The sequence below is a fragment of the Nocardioides cavernae genome, from assembly GCF_016907475.1.
Classification (GTDB): domain Bacteria; phylum Actinomycetota; class Actinomycetes; order Propionibacteriales; family Nocardioidaceae; genus Nocardioides; species Nocardioides cavernae.
The window spans coordinates 1,608,152-1,633,381 of the sequence record NZ_JAFBCA010000001.1 but is presented as its reverse complement, the minus strand read 5'-3'; the positions used below and the strand labels follow the sequence as shown (position 1 = coordinate 1,633,381).

General features: G+C 72.8%; 24 protein-coding genes and 1 riboswitch. Of the genes, 11 read left to right on the top strand and 13 right to left on the bottom strand.

Translation table 11 applies throughout. From position 1 onward, the window contains the following. Positions 1–12 precede the first annotated feature (12 nt). The 7 genes from def to eno form a co-directional block, all read right to left on the bottom strand. Positions 13–570, bottom strand: a complete 558-nt coding sequence (def, locus tag JOD65_RS07555; protein ID WP_191193011.1) for a peptide deformylase — start codon at positions 568–570, stop codon at positions 13–15. Positions 571–580: 10 nt separating this feature from the next. Next, positions 581–1,099 carry a glycine cleavage system transcriptional repressor gene (locus tag JOD65_RS23945; protein ID WP_191193012.1) on the bottom strand — a complete coding sequence of 173 codons (519 nt, stop codon included), beginning with the start codon at positions 1,097–1,099 and terminating at the stop codon, positions 581–583. 4 nt (positions 1,100–1,103) lie between these two features. Continuing rightward, entirely contained in the window at positions 1,104–1,928 is an 825-nt protein-coding gene (locus tag JOD65_RS07545; RefSeq protein WP_191193013.1) for a uracil-DNA glycosylase, read from the bottom strand. Beyond that, positions 1,925–2,857, bottom strand: a complete 933-nt coding sequence (locus JOD65_RS07540; protein WP_224747108.1) for a Ppx/GppA phosphatase family protein — start codon at positions 2,855–2,857, stop codon at positions 1,925–1,927. Before JOD65_RS07540 ends, JOD65_RS07545 begins: the two co-directional genes overlap by 4 nt. Positions 2,858–2,986: 129 nt before the next feature. Further along, positions 2,987–3,484 (bottom strand): DUF501 domain-containing protein, encoded by a 498-nt coding sequence (locus JOD65_RS07535; RefSeq protein WP_204811446.1) that lies wholly within the window; start codon positions 3,482–3,484, stop codon positions 2,987–2,989. 32 nt (positions 3,485–3,516) lie between these two features. Continuing rightward, complete coding sequence (locus JOD65_RS07530) at positions 3,517–4,140, bottom strand: FtsB family cell division protein (protein WP_191193015.1); 624 nt, start codon at positions 4,138–4,140, stop codon at positions 3,517–3,519. 18 nt (positions 4,141–4,158) lie between these two features. Then, entirely contained in the window at positions 4,159–5,436 is a 1,278-nt protein-coding gene (eno, locus tag JOD65_RS07525; protein WP_191193016.1) for a phosphopyruvate hydratase, read from the bottom strand. A gap of 174 nt (positions 5,437–5,610) precedes the next feature. Here eno and JOD65_RS07520 point away from each other — a divergent pair, with 174 nt between their 5' ends. Then, positions 5,611–7,023, top strand: a complete 1,413-nt coding sequence (locus JOD65_RS07520; RefSeq protein WP_191193017.1) for a hypothetical protein — start codon at positions 5,611–5,613, stop codon at positions 7,021–7,023. Continuing rightward, positions 7,020–7,742 carry a helix-turn-helix domain-containing protein gene (locus tag JOD65_RS07515; protein WP_191193018.1) on the top strand — a complete coding sequence of 241 codons (723 nt, stop codon included), beginning with the start codon at positions 7,020–7,022 and terminating at the stop codon, positions 7,740–7,742. The genes JOD65_RS07520 and JOD65_RS07515 overlap by 4 nt, the downstream gene beginning before the upstream one ends. A 25-nt stretch (positions 7,743–7,767) precedes the next feature. Here JOD65_RS07515 and JOD65_RS07510 read toward each other — a convergent pair whose 3' ends face one another. From JOD65_RS07510 to mfd, 3 genes are read right to left on the bottom strand one after another with little or no spacing between them, the layout of a single operon-like run. Then, positions 7,768–8,163, bottom strand: coding sequence for a MazG nucleotide pyrophosphohydrolase domain-containing protein (locus tag JOD65_RS07510; RefSeq protein ID WP_191193019.1), 396 nt, complete (start codon positions 8,161–8,163; stop codon positions 7,768–7,770). Between the two features lie 4 nt (positions 8,164–8,167). Then, positions 8,168–8,836, bottom strand: coding sequence for a hypothetical protein (locus JOD65_RS07505; protein WP_191193020.1), 669 nt, complete (start codon positions 8,834–8,836; stop codon positions 8,168–8,170). Beyond that, positions 8,833–12,456, bottom strand: a complete 3,624-nt coding sequence (mfd, locus tag JOD65_RS07500; RefSeq protein ID WP_191193021.1) for a transcription-repair coupling factor — start codon at positions 12,454–12,456, stop codon at positions 8,833–8,835. Before mfd ends, JOD65_RS07505 begins: the two co-directional genes overlap by 4 nt. A 157-nt stretch (positions 12,457–12,613) precedes the next feature. Here mfd and JOD65_RS07495 point away from each other — a divergent pair, with 157 nt between their 5' ends. Both JOD65_RS07495 and JOD65_RS07490 read left to right on the top strand, forming a co-directional pair. Further along, the gene (locus JOD65_RS07495) at positions 12,614–13,297 is read left to right on the top strand and encodes a hypothetical protein (protein WP_191193022.1); all 684 of its coding nucleotides are present in this window, start codon (positions 12,614–12,616) and stop codon (positions 13,295–13,297) included. Between the two features lie 126 nt (positions 13,298–13,423). Next, the gene (locus JOD65_RS07490) at positions 13,424–14,932 is read left to right on the top strand and encodes a M20/M25/M40 family metallo-hydrolase (RefSeq protein WP_191193023.1); all 1,509 of its coding nucleotides are present in this window, start codon (positions 13,424–13,426) and stop codon (positions 14,930–14,932) included. A 31-nt stretch (positions 14,933–14,963) separates the two neighbouring features. Here the strand turns inward: JOD65_RS07490 and JOD65_RS07485 are convergent, their stop codons facing one another. After that, positions 14,964–15,374 carry a VOC family protein gene (locus JOD65_RS07485; RefSeq protein WP_191193024.1) on the bottom strand — a complete coding sequence of 137 codons (411 nt, stop codon included), beginning with the start codon at positions 15,372–15,374 and terminating at the stop codon, positions 14,964–14,966. A gap of 49 nt (positions 15,375–15,423) precedes the next feature. Beyond that, positions 15,424–15,489: riboswitch (guanidine-III (ykkC-III) riboswitch) on the top strand. Between the two features lie 12 nt (positions 15,490–15,501). Between JOD65_RS07485 and JOD65_RS07480 the strand changes: the two genes are divergently transcribed. Then, a complete protein-coding gene (locus JOD65_RS07480; RefSeq protein WP_191193025.1) occupies positions 15,502–15,816 on the top strand; it encodes a DMT family transporter in 315 nt (104 codons plus the stop codon). Positions 15,817–15,838: 22 nt separating this feature from the next. Here JOD65_RS07480 and JOD65_RS07475 read toward each other — a convergent pair whose 3' ends face one another. Together JOD65_RS07475 and JOD65_RS07470 are read right to left on the bottom strand one after the other, a co-directional pair. Continuing rightward, positions 15,839–16,609, bottom strand: a complete 771-nt coding sequence (locus JOD65_RS07475; protein ID WP_191193026.1) for a 3'(2'),5'-bisphosphate nucleotidase CysQ — start codon at positions 16,607–16,609, stop codon at positions 15,839–15,841. A gap of 65 nt (positions 16,610–16,674) precedes the next feature. Next, positions 16,675–17,451 carry a LuxR family transcriptional regulator gene (locus JOD65_RS07470; protein WP_191193027.1) on the bottom strand — a complete coding sequence of 259 codons (777 nt, stop codon included), beginning with the start codon at positions 17,449–17,451 and terminating at the stop codon, positions 16,675–16,677. Positions 17,452–17,922: 471 nt separating this feature from the next. On the opposite strand from JOD65_RS07470, the gene JOD65_RS07465 reads away from it, so the two are divergent. The 6 genes from JOD65_RS07465 (at position 17,923) to JOD65_RS07440 (ending at position 25,127) form a co-directional block, all read left to right on the top strand. Continuing rightward, on the top strand, positions 17,923–19,374 hold the full coding sequence (locus JOD65_RS07465; RefSeq protein ID WP_191193028.1) for a sensor histidine kinase: 1,452 nt from the start codon (positions 17,923–17,925) through the stop codon (positions 19,372–19,374). Continuing rightward, on the top strand, positions 19,352–20,035 hold the full coding sequence (locus JOD65_RS07460) for a LuxR C-terminal-related transcriptional regulator (RefSeq protein WP_191193029.1): 684 nt from the start codon (positions 19,352–19,354) through the stop codon (positions 20,033–20,035). Before JOD65_RS07465 ends, JOD65_RS07460 begins: the two co-directional genes overlap by 23 nt. A gap of 387 nt (positions 20,036–20,422) precedes the next feature. Then, a complete protein-coding gene (locus tag JOD65_RS07455) occupies positions 20,423–22,015 on the top strand; it encodes a sugar transferase (protein WP_191193030.1) in 1,593 nt (530 codons plus the stop codon). 46 nt (positions 22,016–22,061) lie between these two features. Beyond that, the gene (locus tag JOD65_RS07450; RefSeq protein WP_191193031.1) at positions 22,062–22,850 is read left to right on the top strand and encodes a hypothetical protein; all 789 of its coding nucleotides are present in this window, start codon (positions 22,062–22,064) and stop codon (positions 22,848–22,850) included. A gap of 4 nt (positions 22,851–22,854) precedes the next feature. Further along, positions 22,855–24,114, top strand: coding sequence for an MFS transporter (locus JOD65_RS07445; protein WP_191193032.1), 1,260 nt, complete (start codon positions 22,855–22,857; stop codon positions 24,112–24,114). Continuing rightward, positions 24,111–25,127 (top strand): PD40 domain-containing protein, encoded by a 1,017-nt coding sequence (locus JOD65_RS07440; RefSeq protein WP_191193033.1) that lies wholly within the window; start codon positions 24,111–24,113, stop codon positions 25,125–25,127. Before JOD65_RS07445 ends, JOD65_RS07440 begins: the two co-directional genes overlap by 4 nt. Positions 25,128–25,230: the final 103 nt, after the last annotated feature.

Below are 25,230 nucleotides of genomic sequence, written 5' to 3'. Positions count from 1 at the left end.
CTGGGAGCCAGGTCAGAGGTACGTCTTGCGAGCGTAGACGGCGTGCGCGCCGGCCGCGCGGTCGAGGAAGAGCAGCCCGTCGCAGTGGTCGATCTCGTGCTGCAGCGCCCGCGCCTCGAAGGCCTCGGCCTCGAGCTCGACCTCCTCGCCGGTGCCGGGCAGCTGGCCGCGTACGACGACGCGGCTGGGGCGCTTCACGTCGCCGGTGAAGTCGGGGACCGACATGCAGCCCTCGCGCGCCTTCTCGTTGCGGCTGCCGGCGACGACCTCGGCGTTGCACAGCACGAAGGTGCCGTGGTGGTCGCGGGTCTTGGGGTGCTCGGACACGTCGACGCAGAACACCCTGGCGCCCACCCCGACCTGGGGCGCGGCGAGCCCGACGCAGCCCGGCGAGACGCGCATGGTGGCGACGAGGTCGGCGGCGAGTCGTACGACGTCGGGCGAGGTCGGATCGACCGTCTCGCCGAGGGTCGACAGGACGGCCGCAGGGGCGCGGACGACCTCGCGCAGCTCCCCGGCCACGCCGAGGTCGGTCTCGGTCCACTCCAGGACCCGGGGGTTCAGGCTCATGCGGGCGCGCTCAGAGCTCGTCGGTCTCGGCGGCGCGCAGCGTGACCCCGACACCGAGGTCGGCGGCGACGCGGGACAGCTCGCCCTCGACTGCGGCCACGTCGGCCCCGGCCGGCAGGTCGACCTCGGCGACGAGCAGGTAGAGGTCACCGGCCAGGCGGGTGGTGAGGTCGGTGATGTTGCCGCCGACGCCCGCGATCACCGCGACGACGGCGGACACGATGCCGGGGCGGTCGCCGCCGTGCACCGACAGCACCCACGCCGTCGCGTCGCTGGTCTCCGTGCGCCCGGCAGGCACCTCGCGGACGGTCACGGTGAGGCTGCCGTCGTCGGTGAGCGGCGCCAGGGCCTGCTCGATCTCAGCGTCGGCGGCCGAGCCCTCGCACACCAGCATCATCGCGAAGTGACCGCGCAGCAGGGTCATCGTCGAGTCCTCGAGGTTGAGGCCCAGCCCGGCGAGCTTGTCGGTGGTCTCGGCGATGATGCCGGGACGGTCGTGGCCGAGGACGGTGATGGCGTGGAGGGTCACCCAGTCATTCTGTCAGCGCCCTCGCGCGCACGAAGACGTCGTCCGTCATCTCCCGCGTCAGCCGTCGGGTGTAGGTGTTGTGCGGCGAGGGGTGGTAGCAGCCGACCAGCGTGACGTCGCCCAGGGCGACCTCCGCGCCGTGGCCGAACTTCGGCCGCGTCGACGGCGCGGGCGCCCCCGCAGCGACCAGCGAGCGCACGGCGCCGTCCCAGCCGAACGACCCGAGCGCGACGACGACCCGCACCGTCGGCAGCAGCGCCAGCTCCGCGGCGATCCACGGGGCACACGTGTCGCGCTCGACCGCGGTGGGCTTGTTCTCGGGCGGTGCGCATCGAACGGTCGCGACCATCCGCGCGTCGACGAGGCGCTGGCCGTCGCCGGCGTGCTGGCTGGTCTCCTGCACGGCCCAGCCGGTGCGGTGCAGGCTGGCGAAGAGCCAGTCCGCGCTCGGGTCGCCGGTGAAGATCCGCCCGGTGCGGTTGCCGCCGTTGGCGGCCGGCGCCAGACCGACGATCAGCAGCGAGGGCTCGGGATCACCCCAGCCGGAGATCGGGCGACCCCAGTAGGGCTGGTCGGCGAACGACGCCCGCTTCTCGACGGCGACGCCCTCGCGCCAGGCCACCAGCCGGGGGCACGCCGCGCACACGCTCACCCGGGCGTCGAGCTCGGCCAGCGGCACACCGTGCGCGAGTCGTCGTACGTCGTCGGCGTCGCGCGCGACCGGGGTGTCCGCGGCCGCCGGGTCGTCGGGCCAGCCGGCCCCGGGCGCGACCGGGCTGGTGAAGGCGCCTCCCACGACCGGGTGCGGGAGGAGGACCGGTTCGCTCATCGGGCGATCGCGGCGGCCATGCCGTGCAGGATATCGGCCTCGGAGACGACGTGCTCGATCACCGGCACGCGGTCGAGGACACGGCACCAGATGAGGGCGCCTGCGCCGATGACGTCGGCGCGCCCGGGGTGCATGTAGGGCAGCGCGCGCCGCTCCTCGACCGTCAGCGCGAGCAGGTCGTCGACGAAGGAGGCGGTGGCGGCGTTGGGCAGCACGGCCTGGTCGAAGGCCTCGCGATCGTAGGAGGCCAGGCCCAGCACGCCGCACGCGATCGTCTTGATCGTGCCGGAGGTGCCGATGACGGTGCGGGCGCGGTCGAGCGGGATCCCGGAGCCGTCGAGGTGCCGGTCGATGTCGGCCACGCACGCCGCGACCTCCTCGGCGGTCGGCGGGTCGGTGTGGAGATGGCGCTCGTGGAGGCGCACGGACCCGATGTCCATCGAGACTGCCTGCCGGGCCTCGCCCTGCCCGAGCACCAGCTCGGTCGACCCGCCGCCGATGTCGACGACGAGCACCGGCTCGGGCGGCATCGGGACCTGCGCGGCGATCGCGCCGGCGTAGACCAGCGCGGCCTCCTCGTCGCCGGACAGCACCTCCGGCTCGATGCCCAGGCGACGGCGTACGCCCTCGGCGAAGACGGCCGCGTTGCTCGCGTCGCGGGTCGCCGACGTCGCGCAGAAGCGGACCCGCCCGGGCGGGACGCCGTGGTCGTGGAGCATCCCGGCGAGCTCGTCGATCGCCGCGAACGTGCGCTCCAGCGCCTCGTCGGCCAGCACGCCCGTGCGGTCGACGCCCTGCCCGAGGCGTACGACGCGGGAGTCGCGCAGCGCCACGTCGAGCTGCCCGTCGTCGCGCACGGTGCCGATGAGGAGCTTGATCGAGTTGGTCCCGCAGTCGACGGCCGCGACGGTCTGGCTCATTCCAGGCATGCCCACATCATGCCGACCGGGCACTTCCTCGCGCTGAGAGGTGCCGACCGGGCACTTCCTCGCACGGCACCACCCGTCATGCGCGAGGAAGTGCCCGGTCACCGGCCTGTAGCGCGAGGAGGTGCCCGGTCAGCGCTCGACGCACGGTCCCGACGCCCACCAGTCGCCGAGCCGGTCGAGGACCTCGTCGCCGAGCGGGTTGACCCCGCGCCCCATGGCGAGCGACTGGCCGGCGAGGACGTGGAGGCACTTGACCCGGTCGGGCATGCCACCCGCGCTGATGCCGTCGATCTCGGGGACGTCGAGCCCCGCCCGCTCCCCCACCTCGGCGCGGAACTCCAGGTAGCGCTCGTGCGCCGCGCGGTAGGCCGCCGCGAGCTCCTCGTCGGTTCCGAGCCGCTCCTGCATCTCCTTCATCACGTGGGTGCCCTCGAGGGTGCCGATGCGAGAGGCCGCCCGGGGGCAGGTGAGGTAGAAGGTCGTCGGGAACGGCGTGCCGTTGGGGAGCCGCGGCTCGGTGGTCACGACGTCGGGGTTGCCGCAGGGGCACCGGTGGCCGATCGAGTCGATGCCGCGGGGCCGGCGCTTGAGCTGGGCGCGGATCACGGCCTCGTCGGCTGCGTCGATGCGTGGGTTGTCGCGGGGGGTCTCGTCGTCGCTCACTGCTTGGTCCCGTCGACGAGGTCGACCGGCTCCTCTTCGGGCGGCGGCGGGTTTCCGGCCAGCTCCATCGACTCCCACGCCGATGTCCACCAGGCCGTGGGCACGGTCTTGATCACGTCGTCGGGGTCGTTGAGCGAGGCCTGCGCCTCGAGCGGCGCACCGTCGGGTCCGATCACCTCTAAGCCGGCCTCGCCGGGCATCAGGTAGCCGAACCGTGCGCGGGCCTGCGCCTTGACGTAGGCAGGGTCGTCCCAGCGCTTCTTCTCCCGCTCGAGGTCGTTGATGCTGGCCTCGCGCTCGGCGATCTGCACCTTGAGGTCGCCGATGTGGGACCGCTGCTGCAGGTAGGCCCGCAGCGACGACGCGTAGGACACGGTCAGCACCGCGAGCACGAGCACCAGCACCGCGGCGCGGCCCGTGAAGCGCGGACGACGCGCGGCGCTGCGCGGAGCGGCCGGACGCGACGCCTCGGCGACCGGGTCAGCGGTCCGTGAGGACGTCGTGCGCGTCCCGGCTGCCCGCGGCCGTGAGCCGCGGGCGCCGGGGTGCGTGCTGGAGCCCTGCCGCGGGCCGCGCGATCCGCCGGGCCCGGCCCGAGGAGTGCGGCGCTGGGAAGGCATGCAGGCAAGTGTGCCTGCTCAGCCGCCGAATCGCGGGAAGGCACCCCGGCCGGCGTAGCGAGCCGCGTCACCCAGCTCGTCCTCGATGCGGAGGAGCTGGTTGTACTTCGCGACGCGGTCCGAACGAGCGGGTGCACCGGTCTTGATCTGGCCGCAGTTGGTCGCCACGGCGAGGTCGGCGATCGTGGTGTCCTCGGTCTCGCCGGAGCGGTGGCTCATCATGTTGCGGAAGCCGGCGCGGTGGGCGAGCTCGACGGCGTCGAGGGTCTCGGTGAGGGAGCCGATCTGGTTGACCTTGACCAGCATCGCGTTGGCCTGGCCGCCGTCGATGCCGCGCTGCAGGCGCTCGACATTGGTGACGAAGAGGTCGTCGCCCACCAGCTGGGCCCGCGAGCCGAGGGCGTCGGTGATCGCCTTCCAGCCGTCCCAGTCGTCCTCGTCGAGCGGGTCCTCGATGGAGACGATCGGGTAGTTGGCGACGAGGTCGGCGTAGTAGTCGACCATCGCGTCGGTCTTCACCTTCTTGCCCTCGAAGGTGTAGGAGCCCTTCTCGAAGAACTCGCTCGCGGCGACGTCCATGGCCAGCGCGATGTCCTTGCCGAGGGTGAAGCCGGCGGCCTTGACGGCCTCGGCGATCAGGTCGAGCGCGGCGCGGTTGCTCTCGAGGTCCGGGGCGAAGCCGCCCTCGTCGCCCAGGCCGGTCGACAGGCCCTTCTTCTTCAGCACCGACTTGAGCGCGTGGTAGACCTCGGCTCCGTGCTGGAGGGCCTCGCGGAAGGTCGCGGCGCCGATCGGCGCGATCATGAACTCCTGGACGTCGACGTTGGAGTCGGCGTGCGCGCCACCGTTGACGATGTTCATCATCGGCACGGGCAGCAGGTGGGCGTTGGGTCCGCCGACGTAGCGGAAGAGCGGCAGGCCGGCCGACTCGGCGGCAGCCTTGGCGGTGGCGAGGGAGACGCCGAGGATCGCGTTGGCGCCCAGCTTGGCCTTGTTGGCCGTGCCGTCGAGGTCGAGCATCGTCTGGTCGACGAGGCGCTGGTCGTCGGCGTCGAGGCCGACGACCGCGCCGGCGATCGAGTCGATGACGCCGTCGACGGCCTTCTGCACGCCCTTGCCGAGGTAGCGCTTGCCGCCGTCGCGCAGCTCCACCGCCTCGAAGGCGCCGGTCGAGGCGCCGCTGGGCACGGCCGCACGGCCGAACGCGCCGTCCTCGAGCAACACCTCCACCTCGACGGTGGGGTTGCCGCGCGAATCGAGGATTTCGCGGGCACCGACTGCAGCGATGATCGACATGTCTGAGCTCCTGAAGGGGGACGTCTCGGGGTCGGCAGCCAGCCTAGCCACGTCGCCCGCCGACGTCGCCGGGGTGTCCGCGCGGGTGTGGTCTCGTGCGGGGGTGGTGCCTGTCGGTGACCATCCCTACTCTCGGCCCGAGGACCCGCACCGGGTCCGAGGACGGGGGTCCCCATGCTCGCTCGACCAGTCGTCCGCCTGCTCGTGGCAGCGCTGCTCGTCCTCGTCACGACCACGGTCTCGCCCACGTCGGTCGCCCGGCCCGCGGATGGCTGGTCCCGACCGAAGGTGCTCGACCCGCGCGAGGACACCACCTCGACCGCTCCGACGTACGCCGTCAACGGGGCGGGCCGCACGGTCGTGGCGTGGCTGTCGCGGACCGTCGTGGCACCGCCGCCCGAGCCCTGGGAGGACCCGGTCGTGCGCACCGACGTCCGTGTCCGGCAGGTCCGTCGCGACGGGCGGCTGGGGCCGCCACGGACGGCCTACTCGTCGACCCACTCCGTCGACACTCTCCGGGTGGCGATGGACGACGCCGGCGACCTGGTGATCGGCTGGACGGAGTACCGCGAGGAGACCGCCGGCTACCGACCGTGGGTGCTCCGGGTCCCGCGCCGCGGGGCTCCGACGCCCGCGCAGCTCGTCTGGGGCGAGGGCTCCGAGACAGGCATCTCTGACGTGGCGATGACCCCCGACGGCACGGCCGTCGTCACGTGGCTGCAGCCGCGGCTCGACGCGTCCGGCGGGACAGCCCCGCCGCTGATGCTGCTGCGCCGGGTGCGACCGGACGGGTCCCTCTCCCCTGTCACCGACCTCGGCATGACCGGCGGCACCGCGACCGTGGCGACCGGTGACCGCGCCTTCTGGGTCGCAGGCGTGCCGATCGGTGGCATCGGCTCGTCCGTCGGGATCGAGGTGGTCCGGGTGACCACGAGCGGTCGCATCGCCGCACGACGCACGATCGACCGGGGACCGACGGCCGAGCGGCCCGGCCTCGAGAGTTCCGGCCCGGTCCTGACGCTCGACGCGCGCCAGGACGCCCGCGTCCTGTGGACCCGCTACGACAGCATCAACGGCGGCAACGAGCTCGTGGGCCGCGTGTGGCGGGCCGGTGGCTCGCTCAGCCGCGAGACGGTCGTCCGCTCCGGCCCCTACGGGCTCGCATCGATCGCCACCGACGCCCGCGGCGACTCCTACGTCACCTGGACCTCCATCGACACGAATCAGTTCGAGGGCTTTGGCAGGCCGTGGGACCGGCGCGGCCGACTCGGCCCGGTAAAGGGTTTCGGGCGCGTCGCGTGGGAGGACCTCTACGTCACCGTCGTGCACGGACCGACCGCCTTGGTGGACGACCGCGGTCGCGGTGTCGTCGTCTGGGGCGTGCGCGCCTCTGGCGATCCGTCCGCGGGCGACAGCGAGGCACCCATCGTGACGCGGGTGCGCAGGCTGCACCCCGACGGCCGGACCGCGCGTCTGCCGGGTCTCGACCTCGGCCGCCCGGCGGGCGCGTTCGTGACGCCGGGAGGCCTCGTCCTGCTTGGCTTCGACTTCCCCGAGCCGCGGGCCCGGCTCGTCACGCGACGGTGACCGACCCGCCCACCGCCGCCGACCACTTCAGGGCCTGGGTCGACGGCGCCGCTGACGCCGACGAGTCGGGCCGGGTCGCGGGCGAGTCGGCGCCCCGGTTCCGCGGCCGGGTGCTTCTCGAGCGGGCTGCGCACCTCATGATCGCGACCGACCGGACCCTTCAGGACATCGCCGCCGACTGCGGCTTCACCGGCTACGACGTCTTCGCCCGCGCCTTCCGCCGCGAGTTCGGCGTGCTGCCGTCGCAGTGGCGCGCCGACCCGACGTCGTACGTCATCGACTCCCCGAGCGACGTCCACTTCCACCCGCCCGACGGCCTGCGCCTCCCGGCACGGGGGTCCGACCCCGGCGACCTCGTGGTGGCGATGGCGGAGACACACGTGAGCCTCGTCGGCCACCTGGTCGACCGTGGTGCGGACGTCGGCGTCCTCGTCGGCCGCATGGAGGCCTTCGTCGCGCTCGCCACCGACGTCCCTCCCGACACCGAGCGCTCGCTGCGGAACAGGTTCGACGACGTGCGCACGGCCTACGTCGACGCGGTGGCGCTGGTCGCCGCGACCGGTCGCCTCGACGAGACCTACGTCGGCGCCTTCGTCCCGGAGCCCACTCGGCTGTCCCTGGGGGCGATGGTGGCGCGCGACGTGATGGACACCGACCGCCTCCGGGCCGGAGCCGAGGACGTCATGGCCGATGGTCGTCAGGACGACCCGTCCTCATGACGTTCGGGCTCCGATCGGGGCCAGGTCAGCCCTTCTCGGCCTTCTCGGCAGCCTTCGCGGCGTTCCACAGCCGCATCACCTCGGCGGTGTCGGTCGCCACGGCGTCACCGAAGACGTGGGGGTTGCGCCGCTCCATCTTGGCGATGACCCCGCGGGCCACGTCGTCGAGGGTGAAGTCGCCCGCCTCCTCCGCGATGACCGCGTGGATGACGACCTGCAGCAGCAGGTCGCCCAGCTCGTCGCACAGCGCGGCAGGGTCGCCCGACTCGATCGCCTCGACGACCTCCTCGGCCTCCTCGCGCACGTAGGGGATCAGCGAGGTGTGGGTCTGCTCCCGCTTCCACGCGCACTCGCGCTGGAGGACCCGCATCTGGTCGGCGAACTCCTCCATGGCCGAGGTCCTGGGCGCAGGGGCGGTCATGGGATCAGCCGCAGCGGTGGTTGACCGGCAGCGTCTCGGCGAAGGCCGGGTCGGGCTCGGTCGACATGCCCGCCTTGGCGGTGTCGCCGACCGCGACCGAGGTGCTGGTGTCGACCGGGGACAGCACGCCGTCGACGGTGCGCAGGCCGAAGCGCGGGTCGATCTCGAGGTCGTGCGTGTTGGGCCACTGGCTGAAGACGTCGACGCCGGCCTGGGTGGTCTGCTCCGCCGTCGGGTCCGTGACGCCCTGGTCCTCCAGGACGATCCGCCCGACCTGGTCGACGATGTCCTGGGCGTAGGCCGAGGTCGAGGCCAGCTCGACGTAGTCGTCCTGGACCTCCTCGGGCTGGGTGCTCGCGGTGGCCTCTCGCTGGGCGACGTCGGTGAAGTAGGCCGTGCCCGGCTCGACGCCGTAGTCGTCGGCGATCTGCGAGGCCTGCGAGCGCAGCGTCAGGAGCTGGACGACGTACTGGCGCACGAAGCCCATCGGCACCGCGGACTCGAGCTCACCGACCGCCGTGCAGTAGTTGGCCGTCACCGCGTCGACGTGGCGCGTCGAGATCTCCTCGTCGCCGACCTTGACCGCGACACCGGGGTTGGCGCTGCCGCATCCGGTCAACAGCAGTCCTGCGATGGCTGTCGTCGCAGCCGTCATCAGGCGGGTCTTGCTCACGGGGTCACTCCTTGGTCGACGCTGGCCGGGCTGGGCGCGGGCGCGGGCGGGTCGACCACATCGTCGATCACGGCGCGGGCCCATTCAAGCAGGGCCACGCCTGCCACCGGGCGCACGGGGAACCCGGTCCCCTGCGGCCGCGGCACGAGGATGGTGCTGACCGGCGCCTTGACGACGCTCTTCGGGTGCAGCCGCTGGAGGCGTACGACGCGCGACTCGGGCAGGTCGACCGGCGCGAACCGGACGTACTTGCCGGCCACCGTCACCTCGCGGACCCCTGCCTGGCGGCACCGGGCCCGGAAGCGCGCCACGACGAGCAGGGACTCCACGACCTCGGGCGGGTTGCCGTAACGGTCGAGCAACTCGGCGCGGACCTCGTCGACGTCGGCGTCGGTGCGCACCTCGGCCAGCCGCTTGTAGATCTCGAGGCGCAGCCGCTCGCTGGGGATGTAGTCGTGCGGGAGGTGGGCGTCGACCGGGAGCTCGATGCGGACCTCGGCGAGCTCCTCCTCGGCGCCGCCCTTGAAGTCGGCGACCGCCTCGCCGACCAGGCGGACGTAGAGGTCGAAGCCGACGTCGGCGATGTGGCCGGACTGCTCGCCGCCGAGCAGGTTGCCCGCGCCGCGGATCTCGAGGTCCTTCATCGCGATGGCCATGCCCCCGCCGAGGTCGGAGTGCTGGGCCAGCGTCGCGAGCCGCTCGTGGGCGGTCTCGGTCAGCGGCTTCTCCGCCGGGTAGAGGAAGTAGGCATAGGCCCGTTCCCGCGAGCGACCGACGCGACCGCGCAGCTGGTGCAGCTGCGAGAGGCCGAGGGTGTCGGAGCGCTCGATGATCATCGTGTTGGCGTTGGAGACGTCGAGGCCCGACTCCACCAGCGTCGTGCAGACGAGCACGTCGAAGCGCTTCTCCCAGAAGTCGAGCATCACCTGCTCGAGCTGGCGCTCGTTCATCTGGCCGTGGGCGGTCGCGACGCGGGCCTCCGGCACGAGCTCGCGGATCCGGGCGGCGGCCTTCTCGATCGACTGCACCCGGTTGTGGATGTAGAAGACCTGGCCCTCGCGCAGCAGCTCGCGGCGCACCGCCGCCACGACCTGCCGGTCCTCGTAGGCGCCGACGTAGGTGAGGACCGGGTGCCGCTCCTCGGGCGGGGTGGTGATCGTGGACATCTCACGGATGCCGGTGACCGCCATCTCGAGCGTGCGGGGGATCGGCGTCGCGCTCATCGACAGCACGTCGACCGACGTGCGCATCCGCTTCATCTGCTCCTTGTGCTCGACGCCGAAGCGCTGCTCCTCGTCGACGATGATCAGGCCGAGGTCCTTGACCCTGATGTCGGGGTTGAGCAGGCGGTGGGTGCCGACGACGATGTCGATCGACCCGTCGCCCAGGCCGGCGACGACCTCCTTGGCCTCCTTGTCGGTCTGGAAGCGCGAGAGGCCCTTGATGACCACCGGGAAGCCGCTCATCCGCTCGGAGAACGTCGACAGGTGCTGGGTGACGAGCAGCGTCGTGGGCACCAGCACCGCGACCTGCTTGCCGTCCTGCACCGCCTTGAACGCCGCCCGCACCGCGATCTCCGTCTTGCCGTAGCCGACGTCGCCGCAGACGAGCCGGTCCATCGGCACGACCCTGCGCATGTCGGCCTTGACCTCGTCGACCGTGGTCAGCTGGTCGACCGTCTCGGTGAACGGGAACGCATCCTCGAGCTCGCGCTGCCACGGGGTGTCAGGGCCGTAGGCGTGGCCCTTGGTCGCCTGCCGGGCGGCGTAGAGCTTGATCAGCTCAGCCGCGATCTCGCGGACCGCGCGGCGCGCCTTGTTCTTGCGCTTGGTCCAGTCGCCGCCACCGAGGCGGTCGAGGCTGGGGTTCTCGCCGCCGACGTAGCGGGTGACCTGGTCGAGCGTGTCGGCCGGGACGTAGAGCATGTCGTTGGGCCCGCCGCGCTTGCTGGGGCCGTACTCCAGGACGAGGTACTCGCGCACCGCGCCACCGATCTCGCGCTGCTTCATCTCCACGAAGCGGCCGACGCCGTGCTGCTCGTGCACGACGTAGTCGCCGGCCTTCAGCTCGAGCGGGTCGATCTGCTTCTTGCGCCGCGCGGGCATCTTGCGCATGTCGCGGGTGGACGTCTTCTGCCCCGACAGGTCGTCGCCGGTGACGACAGCGACCTGCGCCTCGTCGTCGACGATGCCGTGCACGAGGTGGCCGCACGTCACGGTCACGACGTTGGGCCCGGCGGTGTCGCCCTCCTCGACGAGGCGGGCGGCGATGTCGTTCTCCCCCAGCAGCTCGACGAACCGCTCGGCAGGTCCGTGCCCGGCGTGCACGACCACGACGTCGAGCCCGTCGGTGATCCAGCCGCGGATGTCGTCGACGGCCTGCTGCAGGTCGCCGCGGTAGGCCTCGGCGGGATGGGTGGGCAGGGTCCGGCTCGGCACGCCGGCTGACTCAAGACCGGCGTCGGGCACGTCGTCGGTGTCGATGCCGAAGGGGCTGACCGTCCACCACGCGTGACCGAGGCCGAGGGCGTGCAGCCGGACGTCTGCGATCTCGCGGTAGGACGCGGCGCCGAGGTCGATCGGGGCCGTGCCGCCACCGGCGGCCGCGGCCCACGAGGCGCCCAGGAACTCCTCGCTCGTCGCGACCAGGTCGTGCGCGCGGGTGCGGGCGCGCTCGGGGTCGAGGACCAGCACGGTGGTGTCGGCCGGCATCAGGTCGACGAGCAGCTCCATCGAGTCGACCAGCGCGACCGCGAGCGACTCCATGCCCTCCACGGCGATGCCAGCGGCCATCTTGTCGGTGAGCTCGAGCAGCTGCGGGTGCGCCTGGCCCAGCCCGGCGGCGCGGCGTCGTACGTCGTCGGTGAGCAGCAGCTCGCGGCACGGCGGCGCCCACAGCCGGGCGACCGTCTCGACGGTGCGCTGGTCGGCGACGGAGAACGAGCGGATGTCCTCGACGTCGTCGCCCCAGAACTCCACCCGCAGGGGGTGCTCCTCGGTGGGCGGGAAGACGTCGACGATCCCGCCGCGGACCGCGAACTCGCCGCGGCGCTCGACCATGTCGACCCGGCTGTACGCCGCGCCGGCCAGGCCGCGCACGACCTCGTCGAGCGGCCGGGTGTCACCTGAGGCCAGCTCGACCGGCTCGATGTCGGCGAGACCGGCCACCTGGGGCTGCAGCAGGCTGCGGATGGGAGCGACGACCACCTTGAGCGGACCGTTGGCGGCGTCGGTCCCGGGGTGGCGCAGGCGCCGCAGGACGGCCAGTCGGCGGCCGACCGTGTCGCTGCGGGGGCTGAGGCGCTCGTGGGGCAGCGTCTCCCAGCTTGGGTAGTAGGCGACGGAATCGGGGTCGACGAGGTCGGCGAGCTCCTCGACGAGGTCCTCCGCCTCGCGCGAGGTCGCCGTGACGGCCAGGACCGTGCGCCCGCGCTCGACCAGCCCGTGCACCACGAAGGGCCGCACGGCGCCGGGGCCGGTGAGGTCGAGGGAGGACTGCACCGCGGCGTCAGCGAGGGCACCACCCAGCGTAGGGGTGGCGACGACACGCTTGGCGACGGCGGCGAGGGGCGTGGACGGCACCGGGGATCCCTTCGAGAGCACGCGGAAGAGCCCCCACATGGGCAGGAGGTGGGGGAGGATGAAAGTCTACGGGGGCTGCCGGACACGGGCGCGCGGGGGACGAGGGGTTTGTCCCGTGCGGCTCAGGGGTAGCACCACCTCAACGCCCGGCGTTGCCGGGCGGCCAGATCTTTCTCCTGAGAGGAACAACGGGGACATGCGCACCACTCGTCTCATCGCCGGCACCGTCAGTGCTGGACTGCTCGGCCTGGCGCCGATCGCCATCGCCGCGCCCAGCCAGGCGGCCGACACCTGGACCACCACCACCACCGCGACGCCGAGCGCCGCCCAGGTCGAGTACGGCGACGACTTCTACGTCTCGGTCGACCTGTCCAGCTCCGACGGCTACTCCCCCGGCAGCGCCGACGGCACCGTCACGCTGATGGCGCAGGAGGCCGGCTCGGCCGCGTGGGTCCCGGTCGCCACCGCGGAGAACACCTACGCGTCGTTCTACGACGTCAAGCCGCAGATGAACACCAGCTACAAGGTCGTCTACAGCGGCTACACCGACCCCGTGCAGGACGCCTACGCCGACAACTACACGCCCAGCGAGTCCGCGCCCTTCACGATCGGCGTCGCGCGCAAGATCACCCGCCCCAGCTCGGGCTTCGTGATCAAGGGCAAGGTCACGCCGGACTACGCCAAGAAGAAGATCGTCATCCAGGTCTCCAAGAAGGAGAAGAAGGGCTACAAGAAGTTCAAGACGATCAAGACCGACAACAAGGGCAAGTACAAGGTCCGGCTGCCCCGCCGCGGCGGCACCTGGTACTGGTCGTTCACGGTCAAGGCTGACGCCAAGTACCTGGCCAACGGCTTCGGTTGGCGCACCTGGGTCTCCTGACCCACGCACCTCCACGCACCTCACGCACGGCCCGGCAGAGCACCCGCTCCGCCGGGCCGCCGTACGTGCAGGGTCCGACTTTCGACCCTTTACCGTCCGCGAGGCGGACACATAGGTTCGGATGTCATGGATCACATCTCGGGACCCGACCACGCCACCCTGCCCACCCACCAGACCCCCACCCATACCCCCACCCTCAGCCGCCGCAAGCTTCTCGCCGGCGCCGCAGGCGGTGTCGCGGTCGTCGCGGCCGGCCAGCCCGCCTGGGCTGCCGACGCGACCCGCCCGGGCGCCCTCCGCGGCCCCGCTCTCGCCGTCCGCGACCGCCAGGTCGTCTCGGGCATCCGCCCCTCACGCGCGCTGGCCGACCTGCGGGTCCTCTCCGAGCGCATCGGGCCGCGCATCGGCGGCACCGCCTCGGAGAGGGCGGCCGCGGAGTACGCCGTCACCTCGCTGCGCAGCGCCGGCTGCAGCGACGTCCGGCTCGAGCCCTTCGCCGTCGCGGACAAGTTCCTCGCCGACATCGGCGACCCCGACGGCCAGCTGCCCGACGACATCTGCTGGCAGGCCGGGGCATCGCCGGACGCCGGTCTCGACGCCGCCCCGGTCACCGGCCGCGTGGTCGACGTCAAGGCTGCGACCGCACCGGCGTGGCCCGCCGACCCGGCCGCGGTGACCGGAGCCGTCGTCCTCGCCGACGACGCGCAGGACGCCGACCCCGCGACCCGCGTCAACCTGCGGGCGGCGTTCGTCCTCGAGGCGCAGCGGCGCGGGGCCGCGGCCGTCGTCCTGCTGCCGGCCGACCTGGCCTACCCCCGCCGCGCGTCCGCAACGTCGCCCCGGCTGGTGCCGACCACGGGCACGACCCCGCCGCCCTGGACGCCCGTCGCGACCATCCCCGTCCTCGGCGTGGCGCAGGTGCAGAAGCGGCTGCTGCGCGAGGACCTCTCGGTGCGTCCGCTGCGCCTGACGATCGGCACGACCTCGCATCGCGGCCTCACCAGCAACAACGTCCTGGCCGAGATCCCCGGCCGAGCGGGCGCCACGGGCCCCCTGGTCTACATCTCCGGCCACTACGACTCGGTCATCGGCGCGCCCGGGGCCAACGACGACGGCTCCGGCACCGTGCTGACGCTCGAGCTCGCCCGGGTCCTCCGCCGGATGCCGAAGGCCGACGCCACCGTCCGGCTGGCGCTGTGGGGTTCGGAGGAGCAGGGCCTGATCGGGTCGCGCCACCACGTCGCCCAGCTCCCGCAGGCCGAGCGCGACCGGATCCGCGGCGTCTTCCAGAACGACATGGTGGGCACCAGCTGGAGCCCGGCGACCCGCTACTGGCAGCTGTCGTTCTCGGGCACCGGGAACCCCACGACCGACCAGGTCACGGCGGCCGCCCAGCGGCTCGGCTACGACCCGCAGCTCTCACCGGTGACCCAGCGCGGCGCCAGCGACCACCAGTCCTTCCAGGAGGTCGGCATCGCCTCGGCCAACTTCTCCTGGCGAGGCGAGGAGACGCCGGCGCTGCTCGAGCCGCCCTACCACTCGCCCGAGGACACCATCGAGAAGAACATCAGCATGGACCGGCTGACCGTCAGCATGGAGCTGATCGGCTGCGCGGCCTACGCGCTGGCGCAGTGACGCGCTGACCCGGCGTCGTACGCCGTCACGCTCACGCGGGCGGGGGTGGACCCGCGTCCACCTCCGCCTGCGAGCGCAGGATGCAGAACTGGTTGCCCTCCGGGTCGGCGAACACGACCCACCCGGTGCCGGGGCCGTACTGGCCGCGCTGGTCGGCGACCTCCCTCGCGCCGAGGCCGCGGACCCGCTCCACCTCGTCGTCGCGGCTGCCCTCCCGCGGGCGCAGGTCGAAGTGGATCCGCTTCGCCGGCAGGTCGGCGTCGGGCACCTCGATGAACAGGATGCTGTGCCCGGTGTCCGGGTCGAGGACCATGCACTCCTCGTGCCCCGGCTCGTTGGGGTCGCCCTCGACGTCGACGTAGCCGAGGAGGGCTTTCCACCACTCCGACAGCGTGTAGGCATCGCGGCAGTCGACGGTCGTGTGCGAGACGAAGGAGGTCATGGCCCCACGCTGGCAAGTCGCGGCCCCGTGCCGCAAGCCGATATCGTCGACACTGCCCCGCGACGTGGGCACCCGGACGAGGGAGCCGTACCCGGACAGCGACAAGACGGCCGTCGAGGAGATGGCCATGGCTTGGTTCGTGCTCGTCCTGTCCGGAGTGCTGGAGGCCGTCTGGGCCACCGCCCTCGGCCGTTCCGACGGCCTCACCCGTCCCGTGCCGACCGCCACCTTCCTGGTGGCGCTCGCCCTCAGCATGGGTGGGCTCGGCTATGCCATGCGCACGCTGCCCGTCGGCACGTCGTACGCCGTGTGGGTCGGCATCGGCGCCGTGCTGACAGTCGTCGTCGCGATGGTCACCGGCACCGAGGCGTTCTCGGTGGTCAAGGCCGTGCTGCTGACCGGGCTGGTCGGCTGCATCATCGGGCTCAAGCTCGTCCACTGAGCAGTTCCCGAGTGCCGGACGTTCAGGCGGTGCCGTGGCGGCGGACGAAGTCGACGATCTGCTCGGCGAGCTCGGGACGGCAGACGATGAGGTCCGGCAGCGAGGTGTCGTCCTCGTTGTAGACCAGCGGCGAGCCGTCGACGCGGCTGCAGTACAGGCCGGCGGCGCGGGCGACGACCACCGGGGCGGCGTTGTCCCACTGGTACTGCCCGCCGGCGTGGACGTAGGCGTCGGCGATGTCGCGCACCACGCTCATCACCTTCACGCCTGCGCTGCCCATCGGCACCAGCTCGGCGTCGAGGTCGGCGGCGAGGGCCTCGACGAAGGCCGGCGGACGGCTCCGCGAGACGGCGATGCGGGGGCGCTCCGAGGTGCGCGGCGGCACCACGCTGGGGCGGCCGGTGCTGAACGTCTCCCCCAGCGCGGGCTGGGCGACCGCGCCCGCCACGAGCTCGCCGTCCTCCCACAGGGCGACGTGCACGGCCCAGTCGTCGCGCGGCGGCTCGGAGAACTCGCGGGTGCCGTCGAGGGGGTCGATGATCCACACGCGTCGGGCGGTCAGCCGTGACTTGTCGTCGGACGCCTCCTCGGACAGCACGCTGTCGTCGGGACGGTGCTGGGTGAGGATCCGGTCGAGCTCAGCCTGCGCGGCGGCGTCGCCCGCGTCCTTGAGCGCCTTGCCCTCCAGACCGTCGGCCGCGGCCCCGGCGCGTACGTCGAGCAGCACCGAGCCGGCCCGTTCGGCCGCCCAGACGGCGAAGGCGTGGTCGTCGAGCGTCGTGGGATCGATCATCTCGGGGTCCCTGCGGCGAGGGGAGCGCAGCGAGGCTCGTCGTGGGGTGAGGTCATGGCGCCAGCCTATCGACGGGTGGCGCCCACCTTCTCCCCGCTCCGGTCCCGGCCGGCGTGATGACCCGGGTCGTCGCCCGGATCGTCACCCGCCCCTCGGGGCCTGGGCACGAGGTCGCCGCCTCCTGTGGCGTCGTAGGCCTGGTGGAACATCGCCACCGCCTTGAGCTGCGTGGATGCGCCGAGCTTGGCGCGGAGCGCCTTGACGTGGCTGCGGACGGTGCCCTCCGCGACACCCATCTCGACGCCGACCTCCGCGACCCGCCGCCCGGAGGCGAGGAGCTCGAGCACCCGCCGCTGCTGCGGCGACAGCGACTCGAGCTGGTCGCGCACGTGGAGGCGCCGGTCGCGGTCCATGGCCCACGAGGTGCGCAGGGCCGCTCGCTCCTCCGGGTCCATCGAGGAGGTGCCTGCGGTGAGGCGCTGGACGACGTCGGCGAGCTGCGACACCGAGGTCGTCACGGTCACCACGTCGACGGCGTCGTTGGACAGCAGTCCGCCCCACCGGGTCGAGGTGTCGGGGGAGCTCACGACCACCACGCGCGCGTCGCCCGGCTGGGCGAGCGCCTCGACATGACCGACGACGGCAGAGTTGTCAACCCCGTCGACGATGGCGACGACCACTGCTGGTCGTGACGCCACGGGCACGGGCGAGCCCTCGTCGTCGACCACCGACTCCCACCTCCGGGTCTCGGCCGGTACCCCGACCGAGCGCAGCGCGGCCGTGACCGCCTGCGCGACCAAGAGGTGCGGCGACAGCACCCAGACCGGACCTGGCACGCTCATGAGGCCTCCTCCCGCTTGCCGGCCGCTCCAGCCTGTCCGTCGCACGCCTCCACACGTCCAGCCCTTGGCGAACGTGCACATATTTGGGGACGCGACCTGTCCGCGTCTTCCGCACCCGCAGCGAGGCTCTCGCGGGCGGCTACCCCCTTGAGGGGAAATCGCCGCCTGCTCGGGCCCCGCTGGGGGCGACCTGAAGGGGTCCTTGACGAAGCCTGTACGAGTCCTGCGAACGGCGGACCAGACCGCCTTTGCCCTATTTGCGGTACGACCACAGAATCATTGGACCCCCCGCACCGTGAGTTGCACTCTCAGCCGAGAGCCTGACTCACACGTCAGACGCACGTCGCGCTCGGCAGCTTTGGGAAGCAGCCGACGCGTCTCGACAACAACTTGGGCTGTACCGCAGGGGGGTAGCACGAAATGCTGGGGTTCTGCAGGGGGGACACGCGCCACAGGTGCCGGACGGGGATCATGGGGCTCGCCTCGTTCCTCGTCCTGGTGTGGATCGGGTCGGGGACAGATCACGCATGGTGGTCGCCGCCGTCGGCGTCGACGGTGCCGTCGTTGGGCGAGGGGGTCGTCAGCGGCGTCTTCGTCGCCGCCGCCGGCTGCACCGCGCTCGTCACGTGGCGCAGACACGCCGGTGCGGTGGCAGGCTGGATCGTGGCGACGGGCGCGCTCGTGGCTGCGCAGGCCCTCGTCGTCACGCTCATCGCGCTGCACAGCACGCCACCTCGAGGGGCGACCGTTCAGCTGCTCATGCTGGCGGTCGGCACGGCCGGGATGCTCGGGGTGGTCGTCCCGCTCCTGGCCCCCGAGCGCGTCCGACGCGTCGCCGACGAGACCTTCGTCATCGGCCTCGGGCTGGGACTCGTGGCAGCGGGCCACCTGCTGCTCCAGTTCCCGCGGGTCCAGCCGCCGTCGACGCAGATGCAGCTGCTCATCGGGGTCCTGCTCTGCACCCAGCTGCTGTCCGCGGTCCTCGTGCTGCAGCAACGCGCGGCGTCACGAGCGATGAGCGCACTGCTCCTCGCCACGGTGGGCGTGGTCGTCCTCGGCCAGCTGGTCCCCCCGTCCGGGCTCGCCGGCGGCAGCGTCGACGCCGCCCTGTGGCTCGCCCGCACGGCGGCCGGTGCCGCCTGGCTCGGGATCGCGTGGGCCACGCTGCGCCGGAACCTCGAGGACGAACGGCGACGCATCAACTCCTTCGAGCACGTGCTCGTCGACGCCAGCCGCGAGCAGCGCGCGCAGCTGCACGAGCTGCGGAGCACGATCGCCGGGCTGGTCACCGGATCGGCCCTGCTCGACCGTGAGGACCTCACCAGCGAGACGCGCGAACGACTGTGGGCGTCGCTCCGGCGTGAGCTCGACCGGATGGAGCGGATGCTCGCCGGCACCGGCCCGCAGACCGCCGACCTGCGCCTCGACGACGCGCTGACCCAGATCCTCGACCTGCAGCGGCTCAAGGGCCGCCACGTCGAGCTGCACTCCACCGGCGACGTCGTCCGGGCTCCCTTCGACGCTCTCGCCGAGGTGCTCAACATCCTGGTGGACAACGCCGCCAAGCACGGTGGCACCGACGAGAGTGTCGTGGAGGTCATGCGGCGCGACGAGGAGACGGTCGACATCACGGTGACCGACTTCGGTCGCGGGATCCCTCGGGACCAGCGGCCGCAGATCTTCGACTGGGGCAAGCGTGGCACCACCTCCAAGGGCGAGGGCATCGGGCTCAACGTGGCCCAGCGCCTGATGACCGAGGCGGGTGGCTCGCTGCGCCTGGCCGACCGGGACGGCGCCGGATCGTCGTTCGTCATCTCGCTGCCCTCGGCCCGGCGCTCGCCGGAGAACGACCTGGGCACGACCCGTCTGACCGCACCGAAGCTGACGATGGAGGACGGCCGTGCCTGGCGCGTCTCGGGGTGAGCACCGGGTCCTGATCATCGACGACCACGTGCTCTTCGCGGAGTCGCTCGAGCTCGCCCTCTCCCTGGAGGGCTACGACGTACGACGCTTGGAGCCGCCGGACGAGGGCGGGTCGATGGCCACGCTGAGGTCGCTCGCGCTGCGGGCCAACCCCCGCACGGTCCTGCTCGACCTCGACCTCGGCCGGTTCGGCGACGGGATGAACCTCGTCGCGCCGCTCGCCCGGGCCAACGCCAACGTCGTGGTGCTGACGGCGTCGGACGACGTCGGGCGCTGGGGAGCGTGCATGCGGCTCGGGGCACGCAAGGTGCTGTCGAAGACCGGTGCCCTCCAGCAGGCGCTCGCCACCGTGCGGCGGCTGCACCAGGGGCTGCCGGTGGTCACGCGCGAGGAGCTCGAGTCGTTGCTCGAGGCCTGGGCCCGCGACCGCCAGGCCCACGACGACGTACGCCGCCGCCTCGACCTGCTCACGCCGCGCGAGCGGCAGGTGCTCGGCGCCCTCATCGAGGGTCGCACCGTGCGGGCGATCGCCCAGGACAGCGTGGTGTCGGAGGCGACGGTCCGCACCCAGGTGAAGTCGATCCTGGGCAAGCTCGAGGTCTCCTCGCAGCTCGCCGCCGTCGGGATGGCCAACCAGGTCGGCTGGAAGGTCGGCGCCTGAGCCCACCGGCTCGACGGACGGGTGCCGAGCCACGCGCCGGCTGGGGAGCCACGGCGTGCACGCGGAAGCGGCGGTCGAGGAGGGGGACCTCGACCGCCGCCACTGGTTCGCATCGGTTCCGGGTGACGAAGCGTGGGGTTCCGCGTCACGCCAGCGGCCACCAGGAGGCGGCCAGTGCGGGGCTGGCCCGAGAAGAGCGAACCAGTGCTTGGTGCACCTCTTCGAGAGTAGGTCCGGCCGGCCGGAACTGCCCATCCCTCTGAATGGGTATCTCCCGGGTGTGCACGGCTTTCGCTCATTTGCGGCATGCCCCACCCGGTGGGCGTTCCTAGGCTCGCTGCAAGGTCAGCAACGGGGCGCCTTGGGCGGTGTCCCGGAGGGGGGTTGATGGGAATGACGCAGGTCGTGACCGACATGGTGTCCGGGGTGGTGCCTGTCGTGGCACCGAACCCGGTGACCGACGTGGCGGACAGGGTGGCCGACATGGTGGCCGACGTCGTCACTGCGGACGGTGGCCTGCTGGACAGGCAGATCCCCCGCCCGCGAGGGGTCACCACCCTGCCGCTCGTCGACGCGGCCGTGCTCGTGCCGACGGCCGTCCCGGAGCCGGTCGTCGCGACCGTCGTCCCGGAGCTGCCGCAGCGGAGGGCCACCCGGCCGGCCCCGATGTGGCCGGCGCTCGTCCTCGACCTCGTGCTCGCGCTGGGACTCGCCGCCGTGTCGGTGTCCCAGGGCCGGCTCGAGCTTCCCGCCGCGATCGCGACGGCCCTGGCGTGGCCGCCGCTGCTCGCCGTGTCGGGTCGCTACCGGCGCCAGGCGCTCGGGCAGTCCCGTGGCGCCCGGCTGGGCGTGGTCCTCGCCGCCGGCGCCCGCACGGCCGTGCTCACCCTGGCGGTCTCGCCGCTGGTGTGGCACGCCGACCCGCTGGCCCTCGCCGCGCTGGTGGCCGGCTTCACCGTCGCCAGCGCCCTGCCGTTCGTCGCCGGCGTACGCCGTCCCCTCCCGCGCGTCGTGCTGGCCGGCCGCCCGCGCGACGTCCGGGAGGCTGTGGCACACCTCCGGGCGAGCGGCACCCACGAGGTGGTCGCGGCCTGCCTCACCCGTGCGTCCAAGACCCCGGTGGAGGGCGACGTGCCGGTCTACGTGGGCCTCCAGGCCTCCTCGACGGCGGCCCACGACCACGGCGCCGACGCCCTGGTGGTGCTGCCCGGCGCGAAGCTGTCGCCCGCCGAGGTGCGCCGGCTCCACTGGTCCCTGTCCGGCCTGGGCACCGAGCTCTTCCTCGGCACGGGCCTGCTCGACGTGGAGCCCCAGCGGACCCGGGTGATGTCGACCGCCGGCCTCGGCGTGCTGCACGTCGGCAAGCCGACCCTCAGGGGACCGCGCCGGCTGCTGAAGGACCTGGTCGAGCGGACCCTCGCGCTCGTCGCGCTGGTCCTCTCCCTCCCGGTGCTGGCCGCCCTCGCCGTGGCCATCCGGATGGAGACCCCCGGCCCCGCGTTCTTCCGCCAGGAGCGCATCGGGCGCGACGGCATCCCCTTCACCATGCTGAAGCTGCGCTCGATGGGCATCGACGCCGAGACGGCACGACTCGGGATGGGCGAGGACAACGAGAAGGACGGCGTCCTGTTCAAGATCGCGCAGGACCCGCGGATCACGCCGCTGGGCAGCAAGCTGCGCCGCTACTCGCTCGACGAGCTGCCGCAGCTGTGGAACGTCGTCCGCGGCGACATGTCCCTCGTGGGACCCCGCCCGGCCCTGCCGTGCGAGGTGGCCCGCTACGACGTCGACCCGCGGCGCCGGCTCGTGGTCAAGCCGGGCGTGACCGGCCTGTGGCAGGTGTCGGGCCGCTCCGACCTCACCTGGGCCGAGTCGGTGCGGCTCGACCTGAAGTACGTCGAGAACTGGTCGCTGCGCCACGACCTCTCGATCCTCGTCCGCACAGTGCGAGCGGTGCTCGGTCACCGCGGCGCATACTGACCGCGCGGGCACCGTCTCGTCAACGACCGTGGGGGTCGACCATCAGATGAACACCAGACCTGTACGGGTCGCCGTGATCGGCGTCGTGGCCTGCTTGCTCCTCGGCGGCTGCGGCGCCGACGGGGCGTCCCCGGACGCCGTGCCACCGACCGTGTCCTCGACCGCTTCCCCGGATGCCACCGGGTCCCCGTCGGCCGGAGCCGGCTCGAAGGAGCCGGGCCGGAAGAAGGACCGGGCCAAGGACCAGTCGACCGGCGAGGGGACGGACGGGGCGACGGACGGGGTCGACGGCAGCGGCCAGTCACCGGAGCCCAGCCCGAGCGCCTCGCCCGACACCAGCAGTGACGACTCCGACGGGGACGGCACGGACACCACCGCACCGGGCTCCGCGCCCGCGCTCGAGATGCCCGAAGCACCCGAGTCCCCCGTCTCCAGCCTCTCGGAGCTGCTGGCGCCGACGAACCCCGCGCCGCTCGTCACGACGCCTCTCCCCCGCAGCGCCAACGCGCAGGGCCGGCTGCTGCGGCAGTTCCCCGACGCCCTGCGCCCGCCCCGGGGCGCCCGCGTCGAGAGCAGCAGCCTCTCGCCGATGGGCGACCGCCTGCAGGTCGGGCTGGTGGCGACGACGTCCCTCTCACCGGCGCAGGTCCTGATCGCCTACCGCACCCGCCTCGCTCGTCGCGGCATGGACGAGACGGCGCCGCCGCCGAGCGTCGCCGGGTCCCAAGCGGCCTCGTTCCGGCGGGGTGACAGCGTCGTCACCGTCACGGTCAGCCCCCGAGGATCCGGGTCGAGCTACGCCGTACACGCCTCGCTTCGCGCCACGGGCGGGTGAGCCGATGTACATCTCCGTCCGCGACCGGCCCGCCGGCGGCACCACCCGCGGCTCGTCCTCGACCCGGCCCCCCGTGGGTCGGGTCGTCATCACGCTCGGGATCGTGTCGTTGCTGACCGACGTGTCGTCGGAGTCGGTCTCCGCGATCCTCCCGCTCTACCTCACCGCGGTCGTCGGCCTCACGCCAGTGGCGTACGGCCTCATCGACGGCCTCTACCAGGGTGTCAGCGCGCTGGTCCGCCTCGGCGGCGGCTGGCTCGCCGACGCCTCGGACCGCCCGAAGTGGGTCGCCTTCCTGGGCTACGGGCTCTCCGCCGTCGCCCGCGTGTTCCTGCTGTTCGCCTCGGGCGCGGCCGGGATCGCCGCCGTGGTCACCGCCGACCGGATCGGCAAGGGCATCAGGACGGCGCCCCGCGACGCCATGATCAGCACCGCCACGCCCACCGAGCACCTCGGCCGTGCCTTCGGCGTGCACCGGATGCTCGACACCATCGGCGCGGCGCTCGGACCGCTCATCGCCTTCGGCCTGCTGGTGGTCGTGCCCGACGGCTACTCGGTCGTGCTCGTGGTCTCGCTGGCCTTCGCCCTCGCCGGCGTGGCCCTCCTCGGCCTGCTCGGTCCCGACGTCCGCGCCCGGCGCGACCGGGACGCCAGCAGCGGGCCGACCCCGCCGCCGTTCCGGTGGCGCGACCTGACCGACCGACGGCTTCGACCGCTGCTCGCGGTGGCGGGCGTGCTGGGCCTGCTGACGATCAGTGACGGGTTCATCTACCTCGCGCTGCTCGACCACGGCGGCGTCAACGTGGCCTGGTTCCCCCTCTTCTACGTCGGCACCAACGTCGCCTACCTGCTGCTGGCCGTGCCGATCGGCCGCCTGGCCGACCGCGTGGGGCGCGCCCGCACCCTGGTCGTGGGCCACCTCGCCCTCGTCGGCGCCTACCTGTGCGCGGTCCTCCCGACCTCGACCGCCGCCGCGACCGTCGGCACGCTGCTCCTCCTGGGCACCTTCTACGCCGCGACCGACGGTGTCATCGCCGCCATCGCAGGCCGCCTGGTCCCCGTGCAAGCGCGGTCCAGCGGCATCGCCGCCGCCCAGACGGTGGTGGCGCTCGCCCGGATGCTCGCCTCGGCAGGCTTCGGCGTGCTGTGGCTGCTGCTCGGCCCGACCGCCGCCATGGCGACCGTCGCCGCGCTGCTCGCGCTCGCGGTCCTCGCCGCCGCCACCCGGATCCCGCGCCTCGACGGCGCCGCGGTCACCACGTGAGCACCCGGGCCCGGGTACTGGTCTTCATCGCGGTCGTGGTGGCGATCGCCGTCGCGGCGACCGTCTACGTCGTCGACCAGGGGCGCGAGGTGCGCGCCGAGCGGGCCGCGGAGCCCGAGGCCGAGCAGACGCCCATCGCGGAGGTCACCGACGGCCCGCGGATCGTCTTCCGCCACACCGGCCTCGACAGCCAGTACGGCGTCGTGGCCGTGGTGCCGCTCGACGACCCGGGCGGGCCGCGCGCGTTCACCGGTGTCTCCTGCAACCGGGTCGCGGCCCGTCCCGACGGCGCCTCGTGCCTGATCAGCAACGACGGCGTCGCGGCGTCGTACGAGGGGGTGGAGCTCGACGCCGACTGGCAACAGGTCGCCAGCAACGACCTGCCCGGCATCCCGAGCCGCACCCGGCTCAGCCCGGACGGCACGCTCGTGGCGACGACTGTCTTCGTGGCCGGCCACTCCTACATGTCGACCGGCTTCTCCACCGCCACCGAGGTGCACGAGTTCGGTGACGGCGAGCGGTGGGGCAACCTCGAGAAGTTCCAGCTGGTCGTCGACGGCCGCGAGGTCAACCCCGTCGACCGCAACGTCTGGGGCGTGACCTTCGTCGACGACAACACGTTCTACGCGACGGTCGCCACCGGTGGCCGCACGTGGCTGGTCGAGGGTGACCTCGCCGAGCGCACGCTGACCTCCGTGTCCCAGGACGCCGAGTGCCCGTCGCTGTCACCGGACGGCACCCGCGTCGCCTTCAAGGTCGACGTCGACCCGGGTCGTCGTGTCGAGTGGCAGATCGCCGTCCAGGACCTCGCCACGGGCGAGCGCACGCTCCTCGAGGCCGGACCACGTGGGCTCGACGACCAGGTCGAGTGGCTCGACGACGACACGCTGATCTACGGGATGCCGCGCGCCGACGAGCCCGGGGTCACCGACACCTGGGCGGTCGACACGACCCCCGACGCCGCACCGCAGCTGCTCATCGAGCAGGCGTGGTCGGCCACCGTGGTGCGCTAGCCCGCAGCGGCACATTTTGGGGAAGTTCCTCCGCTGGCTTGTCGGCCCGCGGGTCCCTGTGGAGGATGCCGGGGACCGCGCGACCCCCCTGTTCCGACCCCCA